This window comes from Vibrio orientalis CIP 102891 = ATCC 33934, assembly GCF_000176235.1.
Lineage (GTDB): Bacteria > Pseudomonadota > Gammaproteobacteria > Enterobacterales > Vibrionaceae > Vibrio > Vibrio orientalis.
In genome coordinates this window covers 1,058,505-1,077,760 of record NZ_ACZV01000004.1, presented here as the reverse complement: position 1 = coordinate 1,077,760, position 19,256 = coordinate 1,058,505, and the positions used below count along the sequence as shown (strand labels likewise).

16 protein-coding genes, 1 pseudogene and 1 riboswitch are annotated in these 19,256 nt (G+C 45.4%); of the genes and pseudogenes, 6 read left to right on the top strand and 11 right to left on the bottom strand.

Annotated features, from left to right (window positions below; translation table 11 throughout):
- Window positions 1-105: 105 nt before the first annotated feature.
- Window positions 106-1,302, top strand: a complete 1,197-nt coding sequence (locus VIA_RS08360) for a sugar efflux transporter (RefSeq protein ID WP_004412405.1) — start codon at window positions 106-108, stop codon at window positions 1,300-1,302.
- A 119-nt stretch (window positions 1,303-1,421) separates the two neighbouring features.
- On the opposite strand, the gene VIA_RS08355 is transcribed toward VIA_RS08360, so the two are convergent.
- The 7 genes from VIA_RS08355 to VIA_RS08330 all read right to left on the bottom strand — a co-directional run bounded on the left by VIA_RS08355 (window position 1,422) and on the right by VIA_RS08330 (window position 11,447).
- Complete coding sequence (locus VIA_RS08355; protein ID WP_004412404.1) at window positions 1,422-3,629, bottom strand: sensor histidine kinase; 2,208 nt, start codon at window positions 3,627-3,629, stop codon at window positions 1,422-1,424.
- A gap of 16 nt (window positions 3,630-3,645) precedes the next feature.
- A complete protein-coding gene (locus tag VIA_RS08350; RefSeq protein WP_004412403.1) occupies window positions 3,646-5,865 on the bottom strand; it encodes a putative bifunctional diguanylate cyclase/phosphodiesterase in 2,220 nt (739 codons plus the stop codon).
- A gap of 141 nt (window positions 5,866-6,006) precedes the next feature.
- On the bottom strand, window positions 6,007-6,663 hold the full coding sequence (ribB, locus tag VIA_RS08345) for a 3,4-dihydroxy-2-butanone-4-phosphate synthase (protein ID WP_004412402.1): 657 nt from the start codon (window positions 6,661-6,663) through the stop codon (window positions 6,007-6,009).
- Window positions 6,664-6,775: 112 nt separating this feature from the next.
- Window positions 6,776-6,929, bottom strand: a riboswitch (FMN riboswitch).
- A gap of 160 nt (window positions 6,930-7,089) precedes the next feature.
- Entirely contained in the window at window positions 7,090-7,338 is a 249-nt protein-coding gene (locus VIA_RS08340) for a DUF3297 family protein (protein WP_004412401.1), read from the bottom strand.
- Between the two features lie 78 nt (window positions 7,339-7,416).
- The gene (locus tag VIA_RS22330; protein ID WP_004416068.1) at window positions 7,417-7,581 is read right to left on the bottom strand and encodes a hypothetical protein; all 165 of its coding nucleotides are present in this window, start codon (window positions 7,579-7,581) and stop codon (window positions 7,417-7,419) included.
- Window positions 7,582-7,702: 121 nt separating this feature from the next.
- On the bottom strand, window positions 7,703-9,274 hold the full coding sequence (locus VIA_RS08335; protein ID WP_004412399.1) for an ABC-F family ATP-binding cassette domain-containing protein: 1,572 nt from the start codon (window positions 9,272-9,274) through the stop codon (window positions 7,703-7,705).
- Window positions 9,275-9,560: 286 nt separating this feature from the next.
- Entirely contained in the window at window positions 9,561-11,447 is a 1,887-nt protein-coding gene (locus VIA_RS08330) for a tetratricopeptide repeat-containing diguanylate cyclase (protein ID WP_004412398.1), read from the bottom strand.
- Window positions 11,448-11,629: 182 nt separating this feature from the next.
- On the opposite strand from VIA_RS08330, the pseudogene VIA_RS22480 reads away from it, so the two are divergent.
- The 5 genes and pseudogenes from VIA_RS22480 to gloA2 form a co-directional block, all read left to right on the top strand.
- A pseudogene (locus tag VIA_RS22480) lies at window positions 11,630-11,965 on the top strand (MFS transporter); the annotation flags it as partial.
- 206 nt (window positions 11,966-12,171) lie between these two features.
- Window positions 12,172-13,344, top strand: a complete 1,173-nt coding sequence (locus tag VIA_RS08320; RefSeq protein WP_038210712.1) for a MerR family transcriptional regulator — start codon at window positions 12,172-12,174, stop codon at window positions 13,342-13,344.
- A gap of 74 nt (window positions 13,345-13,418) precedes the next feature.
- Entirely contained in the window at window positions 13,419-13,955 is a 537-nt protein-coding gene (locus VIA_RS08315; protein WP_004412395.1) for a GNAT family N-acetyltransferase, read from the top strand.
- A 168-nt stretch (window positions 13,956-14,123) separates the two neighbouring features.
- The gene (locus tag VIA_RS08310; protein ID WP_004412394.1) at window positions 14,124-14,552 is read left to right on the top strand and encodes a VOC family protein; all 429 of its coding nucleotides are present in this window, start codon (window positions 14,124-14,126) and stop codon (window positions 14,550-14,552) included.
- Window positions 14,553-14,560: 8 nt separating this feature from the next.
- Entirely contained in the window at window positions 14,561-14,947 is a 387-nt protein-coding gene (gloA2, locus tag VIA_RS08305; protein WP_004412393.1) for an SMU1112c/YaeR family gloxylase I-like metalloprotein, read from the top strand.
- A gap of 1 nt (window position 14,948) precedes the next feature.
- Here the strand turns inward: gloA2 and VIA_RS08300 are convergent, their stop codons facing one another.
- The 4 genes from VIA_RS08300 to VIA_RS08285 form a co-directional block, all read right to left on the bottom strand.
- The gene (locus VIA_RS08300; RefSeq protein ID WP_004416071.1) at window positions 14,949-15,749 is read right to left on the bottom strand and encodes a Cof-type HAD-IIB family hydrolase; all 801 of its coding nucleotides are present in this window, start codon (window positions 15,747-15,749) and stop codon (window positions 14,949-14,951) included.
- A gap of 144 nt (window positions 15,750-15,893) precedes the next feature.
- Window positions 15,894-17,120, bottom strand: coding sequence for a quaternary amine ABC transporter ATP-binding protein (locus tag VIA_RS08295; protein ID WP_004412389.1), 1,227 nt, complete (start codon window positions 17,118-17,120; stop codon window positions 15,894-15,896).
- On the bottom strand, window positions 17,113-18,012 hold the full coding sequence (locus tag VIA_RS08290; RefSeq protein ID WP_004412388.1) for an ABC transporter permease: 900 nt from the start codon (window positions 18,010-18,012) through the stop codon (window positions 17,113-17,115). The genes VIA_RS08295 and VIA_RS08290 overlap by 8 nt, the downstream gene beginning before the upstream one ends.
- Before the next feature lie 101 nt (window positions 18,013-18,113).
- Complete coding sequence (locus VIA_RS08285; protein ID WP_004412387.1) at window positions 18,114-19,103, bottom strand: ABC transporter substrate-binding protein; 990 nt, start codon at window positions 19,101-19,103, stop codon at window positions 18,114-18,116.
- Window positions 19,104-19,256 lie beyond the last annotated feature (153 nt).

Here is a 19,256-nt window from a genome sequence, read left to right as displayed (position 1 = left end):
TCAAAGTTGATGGATTAGTATCAGAGGTGGCTCGAATACTATCAATATAACCGCATATCTTTGCGTAGACTGTAGCCTCACACACTTACTCAAAGGAGCCCTACTATGTTCAAAGATAAAACGGCGATGTTGTTTATTATTACTGCGTTTGTCACCGGCTTATGTGGGGCCTTTTTTTACCCTTTGTCGAGTCTCTTTATTGTTGAAGAGCTAGGGGCATCGCCAATGATGTTGAGCTTATATATGGTGATGGCGGTGGTGAGTGCGGTTGTGGTCTCCCAGTTGTTAGCAAGACAATCTGATCGCAATTGGAAACGAAAAACGATTCTCCTTGTGGCGATGACTTGCTATTTAATTACCATCTCAAGCTTTATTGTTGTCAGGGACTATTGGTTAGCAATCACCATTGCGACGGTCTTCGGCAGTGTCAGTGGCGCCTCTTTTGGTCAGTTGTTTGCGCTAGGTCGTGAGTACGGTGATCGCCATATGAAAGACAGCACGACTTTTCTTTCTACGATGCGTGCAGGAATCGCGATTGCTTGGGTATTTGGTCCGCCAATGGCATTTATGCTCAAAGCGGCTTTTGGTTACAACGCCTCGTTTACCGTTTCCGCTGTGATTGTCAGTCTCTCGATTTTTGTTATGGCCAAGTACCTACCAAATGGCGTGGTTAAAGAGGAATCATTACCGGAACAAGCGCCGACCGCGGGTCAAACTTCGAATGGATTGATTGCGCTATATTGTTCAGTGGTTGTGTTTGCTTTTGCGGCGAACAATTTATACATCACCAGCATGCCGCTTTACCTATCGCAAGAGCTGAAAGTTGACCCAAGTTGGCTCGGTTTTCTATTCGGTGCAGGAGCGTTATGTGAGATTCCAGTGATGCTTTACGCTGGAAAACTGGCAGCGCGCTTTGGCACGATTAAGTTGCTGATGCTAGGTCTTGTCAGTGGCGTAGCCTTCTACTCTGTAATGCTTACTAACACAACGTTCATCGCCATGTTGATGGCGCAGGTACTGAATGGCTTCTTCATTGGGGTATGTGCGACCCTCGGGATGGTTGTATTGCAAGATATGATGAAAGATCGCTTAGGCACGGCGTCGACGCTTTTCTCCAATATGCTCAACGTTAGCATGTTAGTCGCGAGTCTTTCTGTTGGCGTAGTGGGTGAATTGTTTAACTACTACAGCACACTTTATGTTTCCCTCGCGGGGTCATTAACAGCCATCGTCTTGTTGGCGTTGTTTGCTGTATCTGAATCTAAGCACCATCAACAGCAAAGTCGGCCTATGAGTGCTTAAACCGAGTTCCTTACGACAGTCATCTTTGGCCAAAAGGTTAACCAGTAAATACTGATAGCCTTTTGGTCAAAGAGACTGATTAACCGAGCCTCAGGCTTTCCCCCCGTTAGTCACTAAAGCTATGGCACCTCAAGTTGTTCAACTTCTTCTTTCGGCGCCTTGAGTGGGAGTGTTAAGGTAAAACATGTGCCGACTTCCAGCTCACTGGTGACATTAATGGTGCCACCGAGTAATCCAGTAACTAAGTTATAGACAATATTGAGGCCGAGACCTGAGCCGCCTTGTCCTAAGCGAGTGGTGAAGAACGGATCAAAAATCTTTTGCAGATGTTCTTGTTCGATCCCTTGTCCGTTATCCGTGATGGTTAATACGGCTTGCCCCTCAATCAAGTGCCCCTGAATGGTGACAGATTTCTCAGCTTGACCAGAGAAGGCATGAACGATCGCATTCGACAGTAAGTTCATTAGCACTTGGGTGAGGGGACCCGGATAGCTATCCATGACGATGTTTTCCTCACACTCTTCCATTAAGGCTATTTGGCTCTTGCTCAGATTTGGTGACATGGTGACTCGAAGCTCGCGTAAGATCTCGTCTAGATTAAACGAGCGACGTTGATAGCTTGATTGGTCGACTGCTACCTGTTTAAAGCTTGAAATGAGTTCTGCTGCGCGGCGTAGGTTGCGCTCAATACTCTCTGCAGAATCGCAGCTTTGCTCAATATAGCTATCGAGTACCGAACGTCTCAGCCCTTCTTTGGTTGATTCAACAAAGTGTTGATTGGTGTCTTTGAGGCTACTCGCGACAACCATTGCGTTGCCTATGGGTGTATTGAGTTCGTGCGCGACCCCTGCGACGAGTGAGCCGAGTCCCGCAAGTTTTTCTGACTGGACCAGTTCTTCTTGTGTGGCTTCGAGTACTTCAAGTGCATGTCTAAGTTCGACGGTGCGTTCATCTACCCGTTGTTCGAGTTCACGAGTTTGTTGCTCGATGGTTTTGAGGTGCTCTCGGCGATCGTGTTCTGTCTTCGCAGCTCGCTTGAACCAATATGACCACTTAGATGGGATCGTTGGAATGATCAAATTTGAATTATTTGGCAGCTCTTCGACGAATTGAGCTAACCGCAATGCGGGCTTACTGAAGTTCCAGTGTTGATAGAGCACAACAAGCAATAGTAATAGAGTGAACGCCGTAGCCATGATTAGGTTCGGTAACAGAGTTTGCAAGGTATAAGAACGTATATCACTGTTTGAGATTTCTAATACTAACCGCCATGGTGTATTGGGTAATTGGTAAGAGGCCCAATACCCGAGCGGGGTAGTGTTTAGGAGTGCATGCGTCGCTTGGTGAGCCTCACCTATAGTCACAAATGACAGGACATCTTGTTGGTTTACTGCTTCGGTTTTACCTTTCAGGCTGCCTCCGCTGTCACCAACCACTCTACCTTGCTCATCAACAATGGCTAACCTTGCCCGTTCAAGGGGTCTATCGGTAATGATCTTATCGAGTACTTTTAGAGTTATATCGGTCCCAACAGCACCTACAAACTTGTCATCCATATAAGTCGGTGCAAGCAAGGAAATCATCATGCCTTTGCCGCCAGCATCCATATAGGGTGTCGTCCAGACCTTTTCTTTTTTCGGGTTGGCAGTTGGGTTGATCAAGTCCAGAGGGAAGGTTCCGCCAGCCTCAAATATAACATCGAGTGCGGCATCCATGTTATCGGATTGAGTCGCTCCTAGGATATCTTTAGCCCCAAGCCATGGGTATATATAGGTCAGAATTTGCTCTGCATCGTAGTAGTAGCTCCACTGAAAGTCATCGTGTTGTTGGTGCGTAGAGACGACTTCGGAAACCATCGAAAGCAGCGTTTGAGCATCGAATGAATAGTCTCGAGCGTTGGAGCGAACATAGAGCTGACCAACGGTGTCACGCAGTGATTCGGGCAAGTTATCCCAGGGTGCGTTAGCGGGGGCGTTTTTAGATTGCTCGCTCAGATAGAGAAATGATTGTTTGTTTGGAATTAGCTCTGGATAAAGATAAGCGGTTTCGATGGCATTGCGCATAGTATCGATATGATTTAATGACACAGAGATGGTTTTATTCAGTGACAGCATACTCTCAAGCGCTTTATGGCTTTGCTCGGTGACGACTTGAGAGCGAATTTGCTTACTTAGATAGAGCGTGTTTCCCAAAGTAAGTAGGACGATTAACGCCAGCGCGCCATAAAGCATCAATCGGTGGCGGAAAATTAGCGCTTTTGAGCTGATATGCTCTTGGGATTGTTTGGTATTAGCATTGTTTTCATTGTTCCATCTAGGGTCTTCCATGAAAGTACCTTTCTATTTAGTCGTTCGGCATTGGCTTAGCTAGGAATGCGATGAGCTCGTCAAGCTCCATTGCTTTGGCAAATAACCAGCCTTGACCTTCTTCGCAGTTGAATGCTTTTAATTGTTGATACTGAGCTTGAGTTTCAATCCCTTCGGCAGTGACTTCCATACCTAACGTTTGGCCCAAGTTGACAATCATTTTTGCGATGCTGTCATCTTGTTCCATGGCGTCAACGAAAGTTCGGTCGATTTTTAATCGTGTGGCCGGTAGGGTATGAAGAATGCTGAGCGAGGAAAATCCCGTTCCAAAATCATCAATTGCAACTTTACAGCCAAGCGCTCTGACGCGGTTTAAGGCTTGTTGGATATCATCTAGATTGTTTGCGGCGATGGTTTCAGTAACCTCAATCTCGACTTGCTCAGGGGGAATGTGACTCGATTGCATCGCGCTTTTCAGGTCTGCGCAGAAGTCGGGTTCTTCCAACTGAGCCGGGGAGACGTTAATTGCGATGGTGATATCAGCAAAGCCACTATTCAGAAGTTGATGGAACTGCTGGCAAGCCTGTTTGAGTACGAATTTGCCAATGTTCACCATCATGCCAGACTGTTCTGCCAACGGGATAAACTGATCAGGAGGGACTAAGTTGCCGTTTTTATTGCGCCAGCGAAGTAATGCCTCAACCCCTGTTAATTTAAGCGATTCAAGGTGATACTTAGGTTGGTACATGAGGAAAAGGGCATTATTGTCTAAGGCTTCTTTAAGCTCTGACAGTAAAAGCATTCGATCTCTGGCGCTTTGCCCCATATCTTTGGAAAAGTGAATGACTGAGCCTCGGTGATGTAACTTAGCCTGTTTCAACGCGACTTGAGCATCTTTATAGCGTTCTGCGAGATTGGCATTGTCTTGCTCATTTAATTCCACTTCACCAACACTAGCCATGATTTTGAACGGCTGACTGTCAATGAAAAAGCTCTCATCGAAGACATTGAGTATGCTACGGGTGTCCATTTCTTCTGCATTACCAATCAGGGCAAAGACATCGCTGCCTCCACGAGCAAGGAAGCAGTTTGGAAAAGCCAAAGTAAGACGGTGAGCGACGGCTTTGAGTAAGAGGTCTCCAACTTTGTGACCAAAGCTGTCATTGAAGGCGGAGAAGTCATCGATGTCGACTAAGGCGAGTAACGACGAGTGGTGGAGCTTAGGGTTTGATAGTTGGTAGCGAAGCAAGCTGTTGAGGTTGGGGATGCGAAGTAATGAGTCAGTGAAAGCTTGCTCTTCCAATTTGTTGTATAGCAACACGTTATCGAAGCCAACGGAGAGATTGGCACAAAAAACTTCAAGTAAGTGGCGATCAAGATCTTCAAGTGGACGATGGATATCGACGTAGGCAGCCAACCCTCTACCCTGCTCAGTGGAGAAATAGAGAGTGAGCCCAGTTTCAAGTAGGCTGGTGCGGCTTTCTAGACAGCGCATGATTGACTCTCTTATTTTATGCGAATCTAACGTGTCGAGTGGTGAATGGACAAATTGGCTATAACGCCCAGCCGCTGCGATGATTTGGGCACTTTCTCCTTGATTGTTTGAGGGCTCCTGAACGCAGATTAAACCATCAGGTTCGATCTGGATGATAGCGCTAATCTGTTTAACCGCTCCTTCAGCAAACATTCTTAGACCATGCAGGTGGGCGAGTTCAGTACTGGCCTTGACGACTTTTTCGAGTCCTTGGCGCATAATTTGTTGATTTCGTATCTGTTTATACGCTCGTATAGCACTCGTTAGGATGGTAAAGAGACGAACTCGCGTAAGCTCTGGTTTCGTTCGGTAATCATTGATGTCGTAGCGCCGAATGGTTTCCATTTCGGGGGCATAACCAGGTTGGCCGGTACGTAAGACGATTCGAATGGCTTTGAGCTCAAGCTTATCGCGGATGATTTCGACTAGATCCAAGCCAGCGTGTTCCGTTTCCATCACCACATCAAGGAGCACGACACCAATATCACGTTCGTTTGTCAGGCATTGCTGTGCTTCTTTAGCGGAGTAGGCATGTATCAATTCAAGTGGCCGCTCCTCAACAATCAATCCCTTGAGCGCAAGCTTTGTCGCTTCATGGACGTCAGCATCGTCATCGACAACAAGAATCCGCCAAGTGTGAGAGGGTAGCGTAGGTAAATCTGTTGGGTTGTCATCTTCAATGATGAGCATTAAGTCGTCAGTTGATTCAGCCTTGTTCTCCATGAGCCCTCAAATATTGGCGTAGGTATAAGCTAAAAGTTTAGTCCGATATTGTTGGGTATGCGAAGTGAGAAGAGTAACGGAGATATTGAAAAGAATCACAATGACTAGGCGAGTAGGACTCGCCTAGTGTCAGAATGGGTGCTACGCCAGTTTTAGATCAAACTGCTGACGATACATCACCATATCTTCAATGGTCAGTACTGGCATATTGTGCAGCTTACCAAAGGCGACGATCTCTGGTGCTTTTGCCATGCTGCCATCAGGGTTTGTCACTTCACACAGTACGCCTGCTGGTTGTAGACCTGCCATTTGCATCAAGTCAATAGTACCTTCTGTGTGACCACGACGAGTTAAAACGCCGCCTTTACGCGCACGTAGAGGGAATACGTGACCAGGGCGAGCAAGGTCAGAGGCTTTCGCCGTTGGGTTGGCTGCAGTCTTAATCGTGGTAACGCGGTCTTGAGCAGATACCCCAGTTGTGACACCAACTTTGGCCTCAATAGAGACAGTAAATGCTGTTTGGTTAGCACTGTTGTTGTCTTTGACCATAGGCGTTAGCTCTAGGCGATCCGCTTGCTCTTCTGGTAAACATAGACAAACGATGCCGCTACATTCACGGATCATCAGTGCCATTTGAGCGGTAGTTAAAGACTCGACCGAGTATATGATGTCGCCTTCGTTTTCGCGGTCTTCATCATCAAGAAGAAGAACACCACGGCCTTCTTTTAAGGCTACGAGTGCAGTTTCAACGCGTGTAATTGGGTCGCCGAATTCGGCAAGAAGTGATGACTGATTCATGGTTAACTCCTAAATATCACCAGAATCAGGGCATGCATGAGCACCGGAGCCTCGATAAATGAACTCCAGCTAAAACGAAATGCACCACGGCATACAGAGTATGGTGATGTCTTTTCATTCTCTCTCATCCGGACTATAACCGTCGGCTCTGGGTTTTCACCAGATCTGCTGACCTCGACGAATCGAGCGCTCGCGGGCTCACCTTAAACCGAATATAGCTAAGGAATACCGCCGGTGGGGAATTTCGCCCCGCCCTGAGAATAAATTAAACGTTTGCAATTAAGCGAATGGGATTCTATCGCTTCTGAGAGGAAAATCAACAAACGCGCTCAATATAATGAGCTTGAACAGAAACAGCGGTGCTAAATGGCAAAAAAGACAGCACTAGGCTGTCTTTTAAACGAGTAATCATCATCACTAAGAGGATTATTTGTAGAACGCTTCTACTTCGCCTTTTAGTTTGATCAGCATTGGGTTACCCCAGCGATCTTTTGCTTTTGGTGAAGGGATTTTTACCCAACCTTCACTCACGCAGTACTCTTCAACATCAGTACGCTCTTTGCCGTTTAGGCGGATACCGATGTGGTGCTCAAAACACTCTTTTACAAAGTGTGGGCTACGTGGGTTACCTGAAAGGTGATCTGGCAACTCTGGCTTAGCGTTGTTATCGCTCATGATTATGACCTGCAATATATTTAAGGTGACGCATTGTAGACAATACCAAGCGCGGCGACAAGATAGAGTAAGTGGTTACTAATCGTCTTCTCCGCACTCAGCACAAGCTTGGTAGGTTCTTTCCCCTTCGCTAATGACGAAATGCTTGCCGACACAAGTTTCGCATAGCGCGAGTGTCGGGTAGCTTTGCTTCGGTTTTTTTGATTGAGTGGTGACGACTTCGACCACGTAGAATTTTCTCATGTTGATTAACTTACTTGATGAAGAGAACAGCTCGGATGTTACCAAACGCCGCGACTTATCGCATTCGCAGAGAGCTGGAAAGTGCCAGTAAAGCAGAAAAATACTGCTTTACTGGCTTGATTTAACCTAATGTTGTCTCGCGGTTTACTCCGGACTCTAACGCAAAGTCATGATCATGGCTGATCAAAATGAACCCTCCTTGATACTGCTGTAATGCGCTGGCTAAATTGATTTTCGACTCTAGGTCTAGGTGGTTGTCTGGCTCATCCAGTAGCAAAAATGGTTGGCTAGGCTGATGACTGACGATCAACATCGCCAGTTTCATTTTCTCGCCGCCGCTCAGTGCTGACCCTAATCGAAACACGCTGTCACGGCGAAACCCGATACCTGCAAGTAATGTACGCGCATGGCTTTCCTTCATTTGATTGCAGTGTGACATTAGATTGTCGAGCATCGAGAGCTGCGCTTGTATGACGTTAAAATGTTGGTCGAGATAATAGAGTGGGGTGTTGACTAGGTACTCTCCCGACATGACTGGCCATCGACCATGGAGCGTTTTGAGTAACGTAGACTTGCCACTACCATTTTTACCCTTTAGATGCAGTTTATCGTTGGCATAAACCTGCAAGGTGAGCGATTCGATAAAGCCGTATTTTAGCGTTACATCTATCAGGGAAAGTACTTTCTTAGTACTTATTTGCCCATCCTCTAAATAGATTTTTTGCGTTTTGAGCTGTTCTTGTCTTTCACGCAGTGCGCTTCCTTTCCGCTGTAAGTGCTTCATTCTTAACTGTTCGTTTTTATTGCGACTGGCAAGCCGGCGTTCAGCGCTGTTTTTCATCCCATCTAGCAATATTTTAGGCTGACTGCCATCTTTGCGAGACTTATTACTTTGAGAAGCTCTTTGCTCGGCTTTCTCCTTGTTTTTCTGCGCTTGTTCAATAAGCTGCTTTTGCGTTTTTTCTACATTGTTCAGTTGTCTTTCAACGGCTTGCAGTTCAACGCGCTTAAGTTGTTCGTATGTGTCGTAATTGCCACCGAAGGTTTGCAGCCCGAGTTGGGACATCTCCCATATTTCATTCACCTCTCTTAATAATTCTCGATCATGACTAACGAGTAATATCGAGCCGGCGAAGTTTGCCATTGCGTGAATGAGCCATTGTTTGGCTTGCCTATCAAGGTGGTTGGAGGGCTCATCCAGAATCAGCAGTTCTGCCTCGCTTTCAAACAGTTGCCAAAGCTGCAAACGTGCCAGTTGACCGCCGCTTAGCTCTGAGCAGGAAAAGAGAGGGTTGGCTGGTAGGCCCAATTCGCTGAGTTGCTGTGAGAGTTTGCTCTCCAAATCCCACTGGTCTTCAACGATATTGAACCACTTTTCATCACAGCTCCCTGCTTCGATTTGTTTGATCGCATTGAGAATGGTCTCTTTCCCCAAGTAGTGGGCAATTGAACTCGTTTGAGTTAAAAGTTCGTCATCTTGTTGTCGGTAAAGAGCATAGGAACTCGGCTTGGAAACGGTGCCATCAGATGGGGCTATTTCACCTGATAATATCGAGGTAAGAACGGATTTTCCGATGCCATTTCGCCCGACTAATCCGACGCGAGGTTTGGCCATTGAACAAGATAGATGTGTGAAAAGTTGTTCACCGTTGTCAAAGTGAAAGCTGATGTTTTGAGCACTAAATACTGGCATATGTTGCCTCCTGTAGTACAGGGGGAACAGCCGTAGCTAAGAATAGTGTTGTGAAGTTAGATCTGTGCTGTCAAAAATTGTATCAAATACAGATTTTGAAATTTAACGCAAAGAAATAGCTGAGAGTGAGCTACGCCTACTAACCCTGTAAATCCAAAGATAATGTGAAGATGGATGACAGGTTTAGTTATTCATATTGGCGTAATCTCCTGAAGAAATGATGGCGAGAGTATACTGAGAGTGCTGAGCAAAAATCAAGCAACTCAGCACAGAGATATGCCTAACGTCACACAGCGATTTGGTAGCGGTTTCTCCCAGCACTTTTAGCTCGGTATAGCGCGGCGTCAATTTGAGCGAAGTTTTCATCCCAGTTTTTAGAAAGTATTTGGCCAGTGCATACCTTGGCTCCCAGAGAAATAGTAACGTTAAACTGTTGTGAGCCGTAAGCGTAGTGATGAGACTCAATACAACCACGCAGTCTTTCTAATATTCCTGCCACATTTTCGTGACCATCAAGAGGGATCAGCAAAATAAATTCTTCACCGCCCCAACGAATCAATTGATCTTGCTTACGCAGCTGACCTTGGAGTACTTGGACCGTTTCCTTAAGCACCATGTCACCGATGTCATGACCATGTTGATCGTTAAAAGATTTAAAATGGTCGATGTCTAGCACTGAAACCAGTACGTCGGAGGTAATCAGTGTCTCTTGCTTGATCCATTGCTCTAAGTAGCGTCGATTGTAGGCTCCGGTGAGCAAATCGGTGTGGTTTTGCTGTTTCAATTCAGAATTCGAACGCTTTAAGCGCAAAAAGACTCGCGCAGCGAAGTAGCTAATGAAGATAAACAGTGCAGTGTAGAGAATGTTTTTCGAGCGTTGCTCTTCCAATTTCGCGGCTTGTAGGGCATTGGTGGCTTCTAGTAACTCGACTTCGCGTTTGTTAAGCGTACGTTCTAACGCACCTTTTTCGCTGATAATCTCTTCATTGTAAGTTTGTCGATTGAAGTCCTGCTTCAGTAGGGCAGACTGCTTCATGTAGTTGAGAGCTTGCTGATAATTCCCTTGCTTTTCATAAGCATTGACAAGGTTAGCAAGAAGTTGAAGCTCCCAAGCTGTTTCTTGGCTCTCCGAAACAGCAAGAATATCAAGGGACTTATGCGCATAGGCAATGGTTTGGTCATAGTTTTCTTGAGCTAAATACGCTGTAGAAAAAGAGTCATAACAAGTCGCTAGCATTACCGGAGATTCAGAAGATTGCTTGGAAAGATCAAGACAACGTTGTGCCATATCCAACGCCTCGGTTGGGCGGCCAACGCTAGAGTAGAGCTGAGACATATTTGATAGGGTAGAAAATTTAATGCGATTGGAGCCTGTTTTATCTGCCTCTTGGAGTGCTAGGCGCATGTATGTGGCCGCTTGTTCATGATCGCCTGTCGCAAAATAGATGGCACTCGAGTTAGCATATAGAATCGCTTCAAACAGACTATTGTCATACTGATTGGTCTGATATAGCTTCAGCGCTCGCTTTATGTTGATATTCGCTTGTTTCCACTCTTCAGACTGCATGTAGACAGTAGCGATATTATTCAGCGTCATGGTGGCTTGAAAGTCGTCACCGATTTCATTGACCAACGCAAAGGCCATTTTGTAATAGTTGAGACTGGCTTTGATGTTTGAGTGCTGCATTTTAATATTGCCTAGCCAGCGATAGGCTCTTGCCAGAAGACGTTTATAGCCAATCTCTCTTGCGAGTATAACTGTCTCGTGCAGAAGTAACTCTCCCTCGCTCAGTTGATCAGACTCGAGCAGCTTAATTGCTTTGTTGAGTTTGGCTTCTGCTGTTATCCAATCAATGCCAGCTTGTTGTCCGAACTGAACCAAGTCTGGCGGCGTGTCGATGGCTATTCCTTCATATTTCTTCAGGTTCAACAGGCCAAAATAGTATAGCGCTGTGCTCTGTGCAGATGCGTTTCTCGGCAGTGAGATCTCACTGAGCTGGACCTTCCCTGGGCGGCATAGAGAGTGGTAGTAGAAGTTGAGCATTGAGCGTTCATCACTTTCAACCTGTTTATAGAGAAAGTCATATTGTGGTTCTACATTGCATGCTGCTTGCGCTGAAAAAGATGCACTCAGAGCAAAGTAGGTGATCACAAAAGAAAGGTAACGCTTCATCTATACCGCAAACAATCATTAATGGCTAATACCTTAGTTTACCATCTTATAAATAGCCTGTACTTCGTTGGGGGTAAATTACTTCTGTTTAATAAATAATTTAACAATCACTCTAGTTCATCGTGACTTTATTGAAGTCAATCCAACCGTTTGCAAGTAGCTCTGGAGCAGATATGGTCTCGGAAACGGTGGGGCCAGTACTGTCCGGTGCGCTGTTGTTAGTATCGGCGATCCACAATGTCTTTTTGTTGGTTGCTTTCTTATTGCTGCTTGCGTTCTGGCAGCTGGAAAAACTCGAATTTACCCACCAACCCATGAATGATCAGCGTAATCTGTTCGATTCTCTAAAGGAAGGTTGGCAGATTCTGAGAGCGGAACACAATATGTGGCAAATTACCCTTGCCGTGATGGTGATTAATACCACTGGGGCGGTGTTCTGGATTCAAGCTATTTACTACGGCAAGGCTGAATTGGCCTTAAGCGCGATCGAAGTCAGTTACTTGATCGCTGCATCAGGCTTTGTTTTACCCTTGATGTTGCCCAACGTTTGGTATCAGTGCGGTGTTTATCTGTTGCTGCGTAGTTCAAATAGTGACGGCGTTGATATTGTGGCAAACCTCAGTACGCGAAATTACCTAATCTCAAGAGTGTTTGATGACTTGACCTGTCTATGGCTTTATAGTTTAAGTTATATACCACTTAACCGTTATTTAGGTAGGTTTCCATGTACAAAATCTCTCAGCTCGCTGACCTATTGGGCATTTCCCGTACTACCTTGCTCTACTATGAAAAGCTCGGGCTGATTAAAGGTCAGCGTATGAGCAATGGCTATCGCTCATACGGAGATAAAGATCTGCAACGCCTGAAATTGCTTCAGAACTTGCAAGCGGGTGGTTTAACTCTGAAAGAGTGTCAATCGTGTTTGGATGAAAAGATTGATCGAGCGCTGCTGAAACAAAGGCTGACTGAACTTGAACAAGAGATCGAGAAGAAGCAGAAGTCACGCGATTTATTGGCAGCTCTGCTTGGCGAGAGTCGTTTGGATGATTGGCATAGCAACCTAAATAACATTGCCCCTGATGCTCACCTTGAATGGTTGATGAAGCAGGGTTTCGATGAAAAACAAGCGATGCATTTGAAGTGGTTGTCGAAAGATATGAATGAACATGAACGTTATATGCAAGATTTTATGCGAGTCTTTGAAGCGCTAGAACGTTGGGGCCCGGGGAGCGAATTTGATACTGAAAAAGCACTTGGTCTGCTTTCTAATAAGAGTGGCGACTGGTTAGAGATTGGTTGTGGTCAAGGTATCGCGACTAAGCTTCTTGCGACTCATACGGATGCGCACATTACTGCGATTGATAATGACCAGCCCGCACTTAACTTCCTTGATAACACTCTTCAAAGAATGGGCCTTAGTGATCGAGTCACTGCTGTCTGCGCCGATATGGGGAAGCTGCCTTTTCCGCAAGGGACTTTCGATGTGATTTGGGCTGAATGCAGCGCGTATATTATCGGGGTCGAGAATGCGCTAAAAGCTTGGCGTCAGTTACTGAAACCTAATGGAATACTGGTTGTAAGTGACCTTGTATGGCGAGTAGATGAACCTACTCAAGATGCTAAGGTGTTTTGGCAGGGCGAATATCCGGATATGACGACCGCGACGTCACGAGCCAAACTAGCCCAACGACTAGGGTATGAAGTGGTGAACTCTTTTCCAATTAGTGATGAGTCATGGGATAACTATTATCTACCACTCAACAAGCGTATTGGTGAGGTTGAGGAGACGCTTGAAGGTTCGGCAGCGATTGAAAGCCTTAAACGTGAAATCGAGGCTTATCATCAACGAGAGCACCAGTTTGACTACCAGATGTTCATTTTAAGGGTAGCAGAGTAAAAACCTCAAAGAGTGTTTGACCTGTCTATAACTTTACAGTTTATGCTGCAGGCACAAATTTGAGAGGACTTAATATGAATTACGGTATTTACAATACGACTGAAACAGTATCGATTATCGAGCTATTTCGCAAAACATTTTCCGACTCAGAAGGGCCTGCTGAAGGTCAAATGATCGGTGAATTAGTTAACAACCTTATCTCTGAAACCCCTGACCAAGATATCTCAGTTGCAGTGGCGAGAGATGGTAGTGACATTGTTGGTTGTATCTTGTTTACTCGCTTAGCGTTTGAAAATGAAAGCGAGTGCTTTTTGATGGCGCCTGTTGCTGTACGCACTGATTATCAAGGGAAGGGTGTTGGGCAAGGGTTGATCCAATTTGGTCTAACCGAGATGCAAAACCAAGGCATCAAACTGGCCTTTACCTATGGTGACCCGAATTTTTATAGCAAAACTGGGTTCGAGCCAGTCTCTGAGCAAGCATTTAAAGCGCCATTGCCGCTGAGTTTTCCTCATGGGTGGATGGCTCAATCGTTGGGCGAAGAAAAGATTGAAGCGCTTTCTGGTAGCAGTACATGTGTGCCTGCGTTTAACCAACCTGAATTGTGGTAATGCTGTGTGACTTAAAAAACTCTCTGATGGGCGTAGTACTCTTCGGGGAGTTTTTATATTCGCCTCAAGGTCGAGATCTGATCGATAGTTTTACATGCACCATTGGAGTCGACATACAGAATTATTCTATTATCTAAAAGCCTAAATCAATGGATGAAATAAACAGTTATGGAACCGAGAATCAGCATCATTACCTTAGGGGTAGAGGATCTTCAACGCTCATTTGAGTTTTACACTGGACTTGGCTTCCCAAGCTCAAGATCGCCAGACGATGGCATCATCTTCTTTAAAACGGGCGGGGTTTGTTTAGCACTTTACCCGATCAAATCGCTTGCTGAAGACGTGTCACCTGATATGGCAGTGAAAGCGTCAGGCTTTTGCGGTATGACTTTGGCTCACAACACACGTACGAAGCAAGAAGTCGACGACATTCTGAATAGAGCCGTTAGCCTTGGTGCAAAGCTAGAAAAGCCAGCACAAGATGTTTTTTGGGGAGGTTACAGTGGCTACTTTTCCGATCCTGATGGTTATTTGTGGGAGATTGCTTTTGGCGACTGTTGGGAGTTTAATCAAGATGGGTCATTAGTTATCGATTAGGGGATAAAGTGCAGTTACAACGTATCCATCATGTAGCAATTATTTGCTCAGACTATCCAGTGTCTAAACGCTTTTACACCGACGTGTTAGGGCTTAAGGTCTTAGCTGAAAACTATCGTCAAGAAAGAGATTCTTACAAGTTAGATCTCGCCTTACCAGATGGTGGGCAATTGGAGTTGTTTTCTTTTCCCAACCCACCAGAAAGACAGTCTAGACCCGAAGCACAAGGCTTAAGACACTTGGCTTTTACCGTTAAATCAGTTGGAGATTATGTCAACTATTTGGTTGGAAAGGGAATCGAAGTCGAGCCGATCCGCATTGATGAGTTTACCGGTAAGCCGTATACGTTTTTCAACGATCCAGACGGCCTACCGCTTGAACTCTATCAGGGTTAACTTAGCTCAAAATCTCTCGTTTGATAACCTTGAATACGCCTGCTTCACGGTTACTTGGAGCAGCGAAACGCGCGACCTGTTTGACCTTAGGGTGGGCATTATCCATTGCGTATGAATGGTAGCTTGCCTTGAGCATTTCCAGATCGTTGAGGTAGTCGCCAAAGCTCATGGTTTGTTCATGAGAGAAGTTCAATGATTGCTGAAGGAATTCTATCGCAGCACCTTTAGACGCCTTTGCATTCATCACATCAAGCCATATCTTAGCGCTGACTACAACTTGGTGGCTAGCGCCGAATACCTTATTGAATGACGGGTAAACCAGCTCTTCTGTACCGCCAAAGTGACATATTGCGACTTTAATAAATTCGTCTTTGACGGTAAGTAAGTCATCAACGTATTGGCAGTTTTTGTAGTATTTAGAGAACTCAGCGAGCGCCTTAGGATCTTGTGTTTCAATATAGGCTGATTTTTTTCCGCACAAGACGATTTGCGCACCGTCGATCGAGCGAGCTTGAGCGATGATTGCTTGAATAGAATCGTTATCCATTCCGCAACTATATAGCTCTTTGCCTTGGTGCATCACCATAGTGCCGTTTTCGGCAATGAACATCATGCGCTCTTTTAAAGGTGCGAAGGTTTCAATCAAACTGTAATACTGACGGCCCGAAGCGGCAGCAAAGATAATGCCTTTCTCTTCAAGTTGTGGGTATAGCTCAAAAAATTCAGGGTTAAGTTGACTGTTTTCGTCGAGAAGTGTTCCGTCCATATCGGCAGCGATGAACTTTATTGGTTGTTGGCTCATTTGGTAAGGGTACATAGGTTAGAAAGAAGATTTATGAGCCTTAACTTACACGACTCTAAGGGCGAGACAAGTAAATTTTGCGCTGGATGCCAGAAATAAAAAAGCCTAGCGAGAAGCTAGGCTTTAAGAGTTAAACATCAAATATTATGATGCTTTATCGAGCTTTGGGCTATCAGCCGGCTCTTCATCTGATGGTTCTGAGAAAATTTCTGCGACCGCACTGCGCTCTAATTCGCCTTGCAAATTGCCATCTTCATCAACTACAGGCAAAGAGTAGTCGTACGACATAGTATCCACCAACACTTCTTCGATAGCAGCATCTGGTGACACCGATGGGACTTCTTCATAGATCTCTTGACTGATTTCATCCTGAGTGGTTTCTCTGGCGGCGTCGTTTAAGCCCTCTTTTGTCAATACTCCTTGGTAACCTTCGTCAGTCACATGGTAGGCGTAGTCTTGCTTGATGCCTTTCATCTGAGAGATGGCTTCTTGGATAGTATTGGCACTGATTCGATAAGCTTGCGGGTTCATCACTGTCTCAACCGTCAGCGCACGTGCTCGGTTTACATCTTTAACGAAGGCTTCTACATAGTCATCAGCAGGGTGGAGTAAGATTTCATCCGGAGTCCCTTGCTGGACCAACTCGCCATCTTTCAGGATTGCAATTCGGTCACCCAAGCGTAGTGCTTCGTCTAGGTCGTGAGTAATGAACACGATGGTTTTGTGCAGTTTTTCTTGAAGCTCAATCAGTTGATCTTGCATTTCGCTGCGGATCAAAGGATCAAGTGCAGAGAAGGCTTCATCCATCAGCAAGATTTCTGCGTCAGTACAAAGTGCACGCGCTAGGCCAACACGTTGTTGCTGGCCGCCAGAAAGCTGAGAAGGGTATTGTTTTTCATAGCCTTTTAAGCCAACTGTTTCTAACCACTCATAGGCTTTATCAAGGCGCTGAGTTTTCTCGACGCCTTGAACTTCTAGGCCGTAAGCGACATTGTCGACCACGGTGCGGTGAGGGAGCAGTCCAAAACGTTGAAATACCATCGACATTTTGTGGCGACGGAACTCTTCCAACTCCTTTTGGTTGAGCTTCATAACATCTGTCCCTTCAACTAGAATCTGCCCTTCTGTTGGGTCGATCAGTCGATTGAAGTGACGGATTAAGGTCGACTTACCTGAGCCAGATAGACCCATAATAACGAAGATTTCACCTTGCTTGATGCTAAGGTTAATCTCTTTCAGTCCGACTGTGTGGCCAGTTTCTGCGAGGACTTTATCTTTGCTTTCACCCTGCTTTACACGCGGCATTACCGTGTGAGGCTTCGCCCCAAAGACCTTATACAGTCCACTGATTTCGATAAGTGGTTTAGTCATGCTTTAGATCTCCAAGGTGAGCTTGTGTTCTTTTTGCGTAAGCTTGAGAAGCGCGGTCGAACAAGATCGCCAAAGCAACAATCGCAAAACCGTTTAAAAGACCAAGAGTGAAGTATTGGTTGGTGATGGCTTTAAGTACTGGTTGACCAAGTCCCTTAACACCAATCATCGATGCGATCACAACCATAGAAAGCGACATCATAATCGTTTGGTTGATGCCCGCCATGATGGTTGGCATTGCTAGCGGTAACTGGACACCAAACAAGCGTTGTTTTGCGCTCGCCCCAAATGCAGTGGAGGCTTCTAAGACTTCTTTGTCTACTAGGCGGATACCGAGGTTGGTAAGACGAATCACCGGCGGAATAGCGTAAATAACAACGGCAATTAGACCTGGAATTTTACCGATACCAAGTAGCATTACCACCGGAATTAGATAGACGAATGCAGGCATGGTTTGCATTACATCAAGCATAGGAGTAACGACAGATTGCACTCGGTTGGAGCGGGCCATCGCGATACCGATTGGAATACCAAGCACAATAGAGAGTAGGGTACAGACAGTAATGATACTTAAGGTTCGCATCGTATCTTCCCACATTCCAAAATAACCAATCAAAATGAGGGAAACAAAACAGCCAAGAGAAAGCTTCCACGAGCGACTAGCAGCATAGACAAGGCCGGTACAGATCGCTAAAACGAGCATCCAAGGGGTTGAGAGAAGAAGCTTTTCAAACCAGATAAGAAATGAAAGAAGAGGGTCGAAGAATGATTCGATCATATCTCCGTATTCACGAGAAAAATCTCGGTATGCGCCATCAAGCGTCTTGCGAATCGCTCTAAGATCAGAACGCTCCATTTCAGGAAAGCTGTTGAACCAGCTATCATTTGACATCAATAAGTTCCTTTTATTCTCATTCACCGCGTGTTGCTATGCGGTGAATGAGTACATCTATAGGATAGCGCCTAAGCGCTAAGATAGTTCTAGAGTTGTTTCTATAGGGCTTGTTTTACTTTATCAGCCACATCTTGTGGTACCCATGCAGTCCAGATTTGCGGGTACTTTTCTAGGAAGTGGAACATCGCTTCTTCGCCGTCAGCTTGGTTGTCTTCCATCCAAGCCAGCAGTTGGTTCATATCAGCATTCGTGAAGCCACGTTTAGCAAAGTACTCGTAAGCTTGTGGTGCTCGGGAAGCGAATTCTTCTGTAGTAATTGTATGTACTGGTGAAGGTGGGTACATGGTTGGTTTAGGTTCTGCACACTCAGGTTGTGTTGTACAGCCGACAAATTCAGCTTCATCGACACCACTACCAAAGTCAACTTTGACCATTTCGTATTTACCGAGTACGGCTGTTGGCGCCCAGTAATAACCAAACCATGCTTCTTCACGTTCGTAAGCTTTTGCGATCGCGCCAGACAGGCCAGCACTTGAACCTGGGTCAACGATAGTAAATCCTGACTCACCTAGTGCGAGTGCGTTGAAAAGGTGGCCTGCACTGATTTGACAGTTCCAACCTGCTGGACAGCTGTAAAACGCTGAATTATCTGGGTCTTCAGGGTGTTCGAACAGTTTTGAGTGCTTCTTAACACCTTCGATAGTTGCAAGTTCTGGGTATTTGTTGACCAAGTATTTAGGTACCCAGAAGCCTTCCTCACCGCCGTCGACGAGTGATTTACCTGCGTAGCGAAGGCGTTTTTCTGCCACACCTTTATCTAAGGCATCTTTTAAGCTGTTGCTCCATAGCTCAGGAGCAACATCTGGCTGGCCTTTTTCAATCATCGATGTACCAGTAGGCATGGTATCACCAGGGATAAGTTCGGCTTCACAACCATAGCCGTGTTCTAGAATGAATCGGTCAACATTGGCGATTACTGTCGCGGAATTCCAGTTCATATCTGCGATAGTGACTTTACCACATTCGTCTGCTTGAGCCTGGAAAGCGGTTGCGCTTAAGGTCAGTATTGCAGCCGTTTTTAGTTTCATTTGAATTTCCTTTTTAATGAATACGCTGTAATGGTAGTGAATTGATATTTAGAGTTCAAATGATTATATGATTGTTGTGACTAAAATTTGTTACTGTTGATGTGGTTTTATTCTCAATCTGGTACAGGTTATATGGTTATTATATGTGATTTG